The following is a 10,537-nucleotide window of genomic DNA, read 5'->3' as shown; positions in this document are numbered from 1 at the left end:
ATATTATTAATATAAATGTAGAATTATCTCTGAATGCGGAGAAAATGTTTTCGCTTTCTCTAGGTTCCCTTGCTATAGTTTTCTTTATTACCAACTATTTAGAATCTAAGGTAGTTGATATAGACAAAAAAGAAAATTTTTATTTGGGTTTTAATATCATGAGACGGAGATTTCATGATAATTTTTGGTTACAAAAATTTAATGATATCCCTATAAAACTGTATTTTTGGATTATAATTGTTATTCCTACAATTATATTATGCACAGAAGTAAAGCATAATATTAAAATCTTAGATGGAGTTACCAATGTTGTAAATAAAAATTCTAGGCTTATAATTTCAATATGGGTAGCAACATTTGTAATTAGTGCCTTTTATTGTGTGGCTATTTTAATAGAATCTGTATCATTATCAAGAAGGTCTTTTTCAATAAGTAATTTATACAATAATTCCAGATGGGGAGATAAGCTTGTAATTGAAAATAAAGTTGAAAGGTATTTTAAAAAAATATTTCATAATCTCTTTTCAATTAAGTATGTATTAGAAAAAGATAATAAATTTGATACAGATATTAGTAATTTGATAAACTATATATTTAACAGGGCTAACGAAGTAAGTAATAATGAAGAAGAAATTAATAAATATATTGAACTGGCTTTTTTTGAAGAGAGAAGTGTAATTGAAAATTCATTAAAAAGGATTATTGGTATTTATGGCAACAAAATAAGTAATAAAATAATTGTATTCATTAAGAGTCACCTAATAAAAAAGTATATTGAAAGATTGTACTGGTATTATAAAATGAAATGGGATAACATTGATTCATTAGACATTCCACCATTAATCCTTTTGAAAATTGCTCGCAAAGATTTAAGATCTCTCCTTGAAATAGAGATGAAGTTAAAGTTAAATGATTTATATAGAAATATTTTTTGGGGTGAATATAGAAAACATAAATCTATTTATTTCGAAAAAAAGTATGTAGAAAGTAATTTATGTGTATCTTTAATTGAAGATATATTTGAGAGAAAAATAGAAGATATAAATTTTTTAGATAAATTGAATGATACAGATATATTTTTTGATATATTGAAAAAATTAAAAGACATAGATGATGAAACAAAAACTACACATTATTTCACTAATATATTTGGTAAAATTTATTCATGTATAGACAAAGAAGAGATTAAAGATATTAAAATAATAAAAGAATTTTTTAAAAAACTTAAATCTAAATATGTAAGTTCATATTTGTATGCCGAGGCAAGATATCATAGCAGAAATATACTAATGGATGGAGTGGAATTATCGGCTAATCAAATGGAGTATTTACTAGAATTCTTGAATTTAAATGAAATTATTGAGGTATTAATTTTTAATTTAGCTTACTGTGAAAGGTCATCAGATAGAGATATAATGCAAGTAGAAGAATTTGATATATGGAGGAAAAATATTAATTTTAAGACCTTTAAGGGTGAAAGTATAGATGAATTAAATGAAAGCAATTATATACAGAAATTATGTAAAACGATAAGAAAAATTAATGCATTACATTTTATATCTGAGGAATTTTTGGAATGGTTATGGAACTCATTATTTGTAGTGTTTGACGATAAAAAATATAAAGAATTTAATAAACTTGGTGAAAAGGGATTCAGGATAGATTTTTCCATAAAAAGCTATGTAATCTTGAGACTTTTACTATGTAGATACAGAAAGGAAGAATTTAAATTAGTTTATTTTTCATCGGCAATTAAAGAACAGGTTAAAAAGGACTTAGTTGGGATTGATGAAATTTTAGAGAAGGAAGGGATTTATCTTTAAGAAATCTGCTTACTATTTCTTAAATTATATAGAGTAAAATAGTGAAAAAATAGTGTAATTTTAATGGAATAAAAGCACCTTTTCTGATACAATAAATACATCAGGAGGTGCTTATTTTATGGTAAAAGTAACTTTGAATAATGAAATTTTAAAATATATAACAGAGATAGATAAGAACAGATATAAACTTTCTGCAGTAAAACTTACAAGAACGGTTGTTAATAAGCTGAGAAAAAACTCGAAAAAGAAAAGCTCTTATGCTTCAACTAAAATTGAGGGCAATCCTCTCTCTCAGAAGCAGGTTGATGAAGTTATAGAAAATGATGAGAGAAAGCATTATCTTAAACCGGAGCAGGAGGTACGTAATTATTTTCTTGCACTAAACTACTTGGAAGAGAAAGCAAAAAAGAAAGAGAAATTTTCAATTAAACTGATTCTTGATGTACAAAAATTTGTGGAAAAGGGTGCTTCAAAGGAGAAAATAGGACTCAGAGGTCAGATGCCGCCGGGGATTTTATTTGCGGTATATGATTCTCAAAGCGATAATTCTGACTATATTCCGCCAGAGTATGTTGATATCCCCGAACTTTTAGAAGAACTTGCAGACTATGTGAACACAACAGATGATCATCCGCTTATAGTGGCAGCAGTTGTGCACTATCAGTTGGTGACTATTCATCCGTTTGAAGATGGAAACGGTAGGACGGCCAGGCTTCTTTCGGGATACATTTTAGATATCAATGGATATGGGTTTAATGGGGTTGGCTCGCTTGAGGAGTATTTTGCCTATGATGTAGAAGAATATTATGATTCTATACAAATGGGACTTCCCGCACTGTATTACTCAGGAAGAGATAATCCGCCTCATCCTGAGCTTTGGATTAACTATTTTCTAAGAATGGTGCTTTTATATTCAAGTAAAGTCTGTGAATTGTCAGAAAGTGAGAGTGGCGAAGAATTAGATGGCAGCTTGTCTTATTTAAAAAGTAAAGAAAAAGAGCTTTTGTTATTTTTAATAAAAAGCTATAAAAGAGAATTTACACCAATTGAGGTAAGCAAGGAATTTGGAGTAACCAATAAGACAATAATTAACAGGCTTTCAACCCTTGTAAAAAATGGATTCGTTGTACCTATTGTAGTAAAAGAGCGTATTCGTTCTTACAAATTAAGCGATTTTACAAGGGAGAATGAGGGAGAGATAAAGAATAGGGAAACTAAAAGGAATGGGATGTATTTGAATTCTGTTTAACAAAATAATATACAATAGTTAAGATTGATTGTTGTGCATAATTACCACAGTATATGAAAGTTATTTCAGTTTAAGGCGAAGTTATTGAAATTATTTTTTGCGATGATAAAATGATTTTAGAAAAGCAAACTAAAATCAATATATTTGAAAGGAGTCAGCTATGAAAAAGAGAAGTAAATCTTTGATATTTGCTTTAGTTGCGGGAATAATGTGCAGTTCATTAGTCGGATGTAATAAGGCGGCAGAAGAAAAAGGATCAAAACAGGTGAGCTCGGCAACTGCAAGTACGGTGCAGGTCGGTTCAGGGGAAAAGAGTGCTAATGGGGAACGTGAAAAAATAAGCTTCTGGTATCTCTGGGGTGGAGATGAGGCTAAGCTGATAGAGCAGATGATTGCTGCATATAATAAAAGCCAGGATAAATATGAAGTTGTGGGAACAAGTACGCCTGACCAGCAGGTTATAATTACAGCTATCTCAGGAGGACAGGGGCCTGATATTACAGATGATTTTGGCGGCAATGTGCCAAAATATGCAAATGAGAATATAGCCCAGAACTTGGATGAGTTTATGAAAAAGGATAACTTCGATGCTTCTGCATTTGTAGACTCCGCATTAGAGCAACAGAAGTATGACGGAAGCTATTATGCACTTCCTATAAGTGTCAATACATTTGCACTTTATTATAACAAAGATTTGCTTGATAAAGCAGGAATTACCAAGCTTCCAACCACTTTGGAAGAGCTTATGGAAGTAAGCGAAAAGACCACCGTCGTGGATAACGGGGTTATGAAACAGATTGGAGCGCCTTTTGTTCCTGCCAACTATTGGCCAACTACATTTGCATATGCATTTGGTTCTGACTTTGGTACACCTGGTAATCTGACACCGGATAATGAAGGTTTTAAGAAATCGCTTGAGTTTATGGAAAGTCAGGTAAAGAAGTTTGGTAAAGATACCATGGGAAATTTTGTAACATCCGGTAATGCAAATTTAAATACACCTCAGGATCCTTTCTTAAATGGAACACAGGTATTTAGAATTGATGGACCGTGGTTCTATAATATGGCGAAGGAAGCAAAGGTTAACTTTGGGATGATGCCAATGCCTGGAGCAAAGAGTGTTAACAGTGACGGATGGTCAATAATTGACACATCAATGCTTTACATCTCTTCAACAAGTACACATAAAGAAGGTGCCTGGGACTTTATGAAATATATGTGCATGGGAGACGGAAATAAACTGTTTTGTACATTAAAAGGTGATCTTCCTCCTACAAAAGCATTGTTGAAAGATCCTGAGATAGCATCAAAATCGGAAGCATATGGAGTTTATCTTGATATTATTGCAAAAAATAATCTTCGCGGATTACCTTCATTTTTACAGACAACTGAGTATAGCAAAGCCATAAGAGATGCTGTGAATAATGTGTTGTTAGGTGATACAACGGATAAAGCTTTATCAGATTTGAAAGAAGCAACTAAAACGTTGAAATAAATATTAATTGAGTATAAGGGCTGTCGCAGCATCTTTAGTGCGACAGCCTTTAAGGATAGAGGTGAGGATATTAATGACAAAGGCCGGAATAAGAAAGGCAGATAAACGAAAAATAAGATGGAAGAATGAGTTGGAAGGATTTTTATTTGTATTGCCTTGGATAATAGGATTTTTTCTTTTCAGCTTATATCCTATATTTATGTCGGGATATTACAGCTTTACTGATTTTAGCGCTATAAAAGATCCAAAGTGGGTTGGAATAGACAATTATAAAGATCTTTTTTTAGATCCTCTTTTTTATAAAAGTATGATCAATACATTGATCTATGTAGCATTTTCGGTAGTTTTATGTATTTTTACGGCACTTATTATTGCTTCGATGTTAAATGGCAAGTGGAGAGGAAGAACAATTTTTCGTTCAATTTTCTTTTTACCATCAGTGGTTCCGGTAGTAGCATCAACCATGATATGGGTATGGGTGTTTGATCCGCTCAATGGTTATTTGAATAAAATATTGGGAAAATTTGGTGTTCCAACCATTAACTGGCTCGGAGATCCTTCTTGGACTATGACAAGTGTAATTATAATAACGCTTTGGGGAATGGGTTCTAGTATGGTTATATTTTTGGCGGCAATGCAGGATGTCCCGACCGAACTTTATGAAGCAGCAGGAATGGATGGTGCAGGCTCCATAGCAAAGTTTACCAATATTACATTGCCGGGTATAGCTCATGTCATTCTATACCAGATTGTTCTTGTTATGATAAACGGATTTCAGTATTTTACTCAGGTTTACATTATTATAAGGGCACAGAGTGGCAACATTTCACAGGGTATAAACGGAGGACCGAGAGATTCCCTTATGATGTATCCGCTTTATTTATTTTATAATGCATTTACGGGACTTAAGATGGGAAAAGCAGCGGCAATGTCATGGATACTGTTTCTGGTAGTTTGCATTATTACATTTTTAATTACAAAAATTTCAAAGAAATGGGTTAATAAGCAGTAAACCCATATTGAAAGTGAGGTATATAATGGTTCGCATGAAAGGAAAACTGCGCAAAATACTGACCATAGCAGTTATTTTATTGCTTGCACTAATTTATGTTTTTCCTCTTTTAGTTATGGTAACAACATCATTTAAAACATACAATGAGGCTTTTGACCGTACTATCGGATTATTCCCAAAAGCGTTTTATCTTGGAAATTACATAGACGTGTTTAATACAATTCCGTTTTTTAAGTACCTTGGGAATACACTGTGGATAACACTGATGAATGTATTGGGTACAGTAATTGTCACACCGATGATTGCATATTCATTATCTAAAGTAAAGTGGTCAGGAAGAAATATAATTTTTAGTATTATTACGGCGACTATGATGATACCGTATACCGCCATCATGATTCCTCTATATAGAATGTGGGTTAAGATAGGCCTTACAGGCTCTTTCTGGCCACTGATAATTCCGGCTTTTTTCGGAGCACCGTTATATATTATTATACTTAGACAGTTTATGCTTGGAATACCGGATGAACTTTTAGAGGCGGCACGAATAGACGGGTGTAATGCCTGGCAGAGATTTTCACGTATTGCACTTCCGCTCGTAAAACCGGGAATTGCAACAATAACAATTTTTTCATTTATGTATACCTTCTCAGATTTTTTAGGACCTTTACTTTATGCAAATAAAGGAGAGTTGTACACATTGTCATTGGGATTGTATGCATTTTTGAATGAACATTCCATAAACTGGACTTCACTTATGGCGGCTGCGACAATATTTATGATTCCTATTCTGATAATTTTTCTAATAGGCCAGAAGCAATTTGTAGAAGGTATATCCACATCGGGATTAAAGGGGTGAGGCAGCATGAAGATTTTATATATTCCGTTAGATGACAGGGCTTGTAATTATGAATTCCCGTATTTATTGTCAACATTGACTGACAACATATCTTTATTAAGACCGCCCAAAGAAATAATTGGTTTTCTTAAGGAGCCTGCAAAGGTAGCGGAGCTATGGAAGTGGATATTTGACAATGCCACAGACTGCGAATATGCCATTTTTTCGGTAGACACCCTGATATATGGAAACCTCATTAACTCAAGGATACATACTCTTTCAAAAGAAATATGCAGGGAAAGACTTGATAATTTCAGGATACTGAAAGAAAAGTTTCCAAAGTTAAAGATTCATGCCTTTAATTTAATTGCAAGAGTTGCCGCATATGACAGCAGTTTTGAAGATCCGGATTATTGGGATAAGTACGGATATAAGATATGGAGATACACCTGTCTGCTTGACAGAAAGCAAAGGGGAGAGCTGACAAAAGAAGAAGAATATGAAATGGATTCACTCGGTATTCCTGCTATATATCTGGATGATTTTTTAAATAGAAGAGAAACAGACAGATTTGTAAATCTTTCCTGTGTAGATTTGCTTTCGGAAAATATATTTGAATTACTGACTATCCCTAAAGATGATACCAGTGAGTACGGAATGGCAGCTATGGATTCACAGGTTATATTTGACAGAATAAATGAGCTTGGAGTTGCAGAATGTGTCATTATTCATCCGGGAGCAGATGAAGTAGGAAGTGTCATCTTTGCAAGGGTTTTTTGTGAAAGTAAGCAGTATATGCCTAAGGTTTATGTTAGATATTCCGCGACAAACGGTCCTTTTGTAATACCTAAGTATGAAGACAGGGCAGTAAATGAAAGTATAAAATGGCAGATTTATTCTGTAGGGGGATTTTTGACAGACTCATATGAAACATCTGATTGTATGCTTGCAGTAAATGTTTCGGGAACAAAGCAGGTAGAAGCTTCGGAACAGGAAGAAAAAATTGATCCTTCATTTAAGGCTAGTATGAATATACCCGAGTTTTTAAGATTTATAGAATTTTACATAACGAAGTTTAATAAAAATGTGGGGTTGGCAGAAATAAGCTGTTGCAACGGTTGCGAAAAAAATTTTATGAAGTCTGCCTTAAAAAAAGGGATACTTAAAAATGTTGCTGCCTTTGGGGGGTGGAATACAGCACAAAATACCATAGGTGTTGTTTTGGCGCATACAATAATTCTGTCTTTTTACACTTCTTTACCAAAGTCTAAAAGGATGATAAGTGAAGGCTTAAAGCTTTCTTTTATTTTATCCGACTGGAGATGTCAGGCTGACTTAACTCCGAAGTTGATAAAAGAAGGGAGCACTATTGTTAATCCCTATGCATTAAAAGAGAATTATAGTATAGTAAGAGAAAGGTATTTAACTGAACTGCAATCGTGGTTTAATATATTTTTAAGTCAATGTTATAGCTCATATCAGGGGAAAATTTCGTGTTTTGAATTTGACTGGGACAGTATATTTTTTTACAAAATAATGGTTGAACTTAAAGAAATACGGAATCAGGTAAAGGAAACATAATGAATAACTATTTTTTTGAGTATTATCACAATGAAACAAAGCAGAGTATTGAGAAAAACTTTGCGGAATTGACACAGCTTGAAAAAAGTATAGGTGAATTTTTTATTACCAATAAAGCAATAAGGAATTTTTCTTCAAAAAAAATATCGGGACTTTTATATGTTTCAGAAGCCTCCCTTCACAGATTTGCAAAAAAATGCGGATATAAAGGTTACAGAGAATTTATTTATTCTTATGAAAAGGATATTGAAAATGAGAAAAATAATGAAATCAATGAAAAACAGGTAAATTATCTGACTAATAACCTAAAGTCCGCCTATAATACGCTGATAGAAGAGAATTTCAAGCTTATAAATGAAAATCAAATAAAAAGAATCGCTTCCCTTTTAAATAGTGGGAAAAGAGCAGTAATGGTAGGTTCTGAAGCCGAAAGTTCGATACTTGAAGATTTTAAACTGAAATTTCTTAATCTTGGAGTGGACATAAGTACGGTTACACAAAATAAGTTTTTGGAACCGAGAGTATCTGCATTGGGGCAGGGCAGCATAATAATTATATTTAATCTGTCAGAAGAAACGGAAGATGTAAGGGCAACGGTAAGGAAGGCTAAGTTTAAGGGAGCATACCTGGTGCTAATAACAGCAGATGAAAGACAGGGGGAACTGTATGATGAAGTGATTATGACAAACTGCACCAAAGGAATGTCAAATATGGTTTCAAGGCAGATGGTAATCTTAATAATTATGGACGTAATCTACACATACTGTTCGGCAAATCGTTTATACTTCGAGACAATAAAAGATGAGAGAAAGGAGTTTTCTTCAAATGAATAATATAAAAGAATATGACGGAATAAGAGCAAAAATAGTATTATTATCATTAGATGAAAGACCTTGTAATTATATTTTCCCCCAAAAGTTGTTTTCCGGAGAAGAATTTGAAATAGTAACTCCTAAAAAACTCGGATATAAAAAAAGTCCTGCAAATTTACAGGAAATAGACAGATTTTTAATGGAAGAATGTAAAGATGCGACTGGTCTTGTAATATCATTAGACATGCTTCTTTATGGGGGACTTGTGCCTTCAAGAATCCACAATGAAAAAGAAGAAAAATTAAAAGAAAGACTGAATATAATAAAAAATATAAGAAATGAAAATCCGGAGTTATTAATTTATGCCTTCAATATAATAATGAGATGTCCGACTTATTCAACTGATATTGAAGAACCTGATTATTACGGAGAGTATGGCAGAGAAATTCATGAAATCGGAGAAGCAATGCACAAGGGGCATCTGGGAATAGAAAATGTATTCCCTCTTGATAAAATTATAGAGAAGGTGCCGGAGGAGTATCTTGACGATTATATTTCAAGAAGAAAGGTGAATAAGGCACTTAACTTAGCTGCGCTTTCGCTTATTAAAGAAAATATAATTGATGCTCTGGTAGTACCTCAGGATGACTGCTGTAAATATGGATATGCAGCTATAGATCAAAGGGATATTGTAAAAGAGATTATAAAAAACGGATTGGAGAATAAGGTGCTTATGTACCCGGGAGCAGATGAAGTGGCTCTTACTCTTATATCAAGGATGATAAATGTGCTTAAAGGCAAGAAACCGAAGATATATATCAAATACGCTACAGATGCGGCAAGGAGCATTATACCGTTATATGAAGGGAATATGCTGTCAGGTACACTCAGGTATCATATCTTGTCAGCAGGTTGCCAGCTCACGGAATCTTATGAGGCGGCTGATATTATAATGGCAGTCACCGCGCCCGCAGGCAATATGGAAGAGGCGGTTAACCAACCGTCCAAGTATCCTGAGTATTATGCAGAAAGAAATATAGCTGAAATGTTTGACTTTATAACTGACAGACTGGCAGAGGGAAAGATTATTACTATAGCGGATAATGCTTATGCCAATGGAGGTGATTTACAGATTGTCAGATTTTTAAATTCTAACAATCTGCTTATGAAGTTAGGAGGTTATGCAGGATGGAATACATCGGCAAATACAGTTGGTACAGCTATTGCCGAAGCCGTAGACTTCTATCATTTTGGTAATACGGTCAGACATAAGAATTTTTTGGGACTCAGATATGTTGAGGATTTAGGTTTTTGTTCATCAGTCAGAGAAAAAGTGGTAAATGAACTTCCCGAATACAATATGGATTATTTCGATATTAAGGAGAGTGACGGAATAATAAGTCAGGTAGTTAAAGCAGGACTTGAAGAATTTATAAAAAATGAGCTATCATCAATAGGGAATAAACTGAATATATTAAGTCTTACATTACCATGGAAAAGAATGTTTGAAGTGGATATGGATGTAGAATATGTAGATTGACATATATTAAAACTAAAATAAAATGATAATATTTCGGAATCGCTATGGTTTTTCTGTAAGTGACTGCGCCGTAATAGCGAAAAGCTTACGAAAAACCTGATGCGTTAACTAAGAAATTTATTCATAAAATTTAGGATTTCCATTACTTAAAAAAACCCCTTGACATATCTTCTCCTAAAGAATATAC

At 33.3% G+C, this 10,537-nt stretch carries 8 protein-coding genes; all 8 read left to right on the top strand.

Annotated features, from left to right (window positions below):
* On the top strand, positions 1–1,823 hold a 1,823-nt coding region (locus GCWU000282_RS10180), incomplete at its 5' end, for a hypothetical protein (protein WP_023355033.1).
* A gap of 118 nt (positions 1,824–1,941) precedes the next feature.
* On the top strand, positions 1,942–3,072 hold the full coding sequence (locus GCWU000282_RS10175) for a Fic family protein (protein ID WP_023355032.1): 1,131 nt from the start codon (positions 1,942–1,944) through the stop codon (positions 3,070–3,072).
* Between the two features lie 160 nt (positions 3,073–3,232).
* A complete protein-coding gene (locus GCWU000282_RS10170) occupies positions 3,233–4,567 on the top strand; it encodes an ABC transporter substrate-binding protein (protein ID WP_023355031.1) in 1,335 nt (444 codons plus the stop codon).
* A gap of 73 nt (positions 4,568–4,640) precedes the next feature.
* Entirely contained in the window at positions 4,641–5,579 is a 939-nt protein-coding gene (locus tag GCWU000282_RS10165) for a carbohydrate ABC transporter permease (RefSeq protein ID WP_023355030.1), read from the top strand.
* A gap of 25 nt (positions 5,580–5,604) precedes the next feature.
* Complete coding sequence (locus tag GCWU000282_RS10160) at positions 5,605–6,438, top strand: carbohydrate ABC transporter permease (protein ID WP_023355029.1); 834 nt, start codon at positions 5,605–5,607, stop codon at positions 6,436–6,438.
* A gap of 6 nt (positions 6,439–6,444) precedes the next feature.
* Positions 6,445–7,998: a DUF4127 family protein gene (locus GCWU000282_RS10155; protein WP_023355028.1), complete on the top strand. Its 1,554-nt coding sequence runs from the start codon at positions 6,445–6,447 to the stop codon at positions 7,996–7,998.
* Complete coding sequence (locus GCWU000282_RS10150; RefSeq protein WP_023355027.1) at positions 7,998–8,831, top strand: MurR/RpiR family transcriptional regulator; 834 nt, start codon at positions 7,998–8,000, stop codon at positions 8,829–8,831. Before GCWU000282_RS10155 ends, GCWU000282_RS10150 begins: the two co-directional genes overlap by 1 nt.
* Complete coding sequence (locus GCWU000282_RS10145; RefSeq protein ID WP_051384172.1) at positions 8,824–10,350, top strand: DUF4127 family protein; 1,527 nt, start codon at positions 8,824–8,826, stop codon at positions 10,348–10,350. Before GCWU000282_RS10150 ends, GCWU000282_RS10145 begins: the two co-directional genes overlap by 8 nt.
* The last annotated feature ends 187 nt before the right edge of the window (positions 10,351–10,537 follow it).

It is taken from the genome of Catonella morbi ATCC 51271, from assembly GCF_000160035.2.
Lineage (GTDB): Bacteria > Bacillota > Clostridia > Lachnospirales > Lachnospiraceae > Catonella > Catonella morbi.
Note: the sequence above shows the minus strand (reverse complement) of the source record. Positions and strands in the feature narration are given on the sequence as shown.

What these genes read in the sequence shown, in the direction of transcription:
- GCWU000282_RS10175 (WP_023355032.1), top strand. Translation starts at nt 1,942, where the DNA reads ATGGTAAAAGTAACTTTGAATAATGAAATTTTAAAATATATAACAGAG.
- GCWU000282_RS10170 (WP_023355031.1), top strand. Translation starts at nt 3,233, where the DNA reads ATGAAAAAGAGAAGTAAATCTTTGATATTTGCTTTAGTTGCGGGAATA.
- GCWU000282_RS10165 (WP_023355030.1), top strand. Translation starts at nt 4,641, where the DNA reads ATGACAAAGGCCGGAATAAGAAAGGCAGATAAACGAAAAATAAGATGG.
- GCWU000282_RS10160 (WP_023355029.1), top strand. Translation starts at nt 5,605, where the DNA reads ATGGTTCGCATGAAAGGAAAACTGCGCAAAATACTGACCATAGCAGTT.
- GCWU000282_RS10155 (WP_023355028.1), top strand. Translation starts at nt 6,445, where the DNA reads ATGAAGATTTTATATATTCCGTTAGATGACAGGGCTTGTAATTATGAA.
- GCWU000282_RS10150 (WP_023355027.1), top strand. Translation starts at nt 7,998, where the DNA reads ATGAATAACTATTTTTTTGAGTATTATCACAATGAAACAAAGCAGAGT.
- GCWU000282_RS10145 (WP_051384172.1), top strand. Translation starts at nt 8,824, where the DNA reads ATGAATAATATAAAAGAATATGACGGAATAAGAGCAAAAATAGTATTA.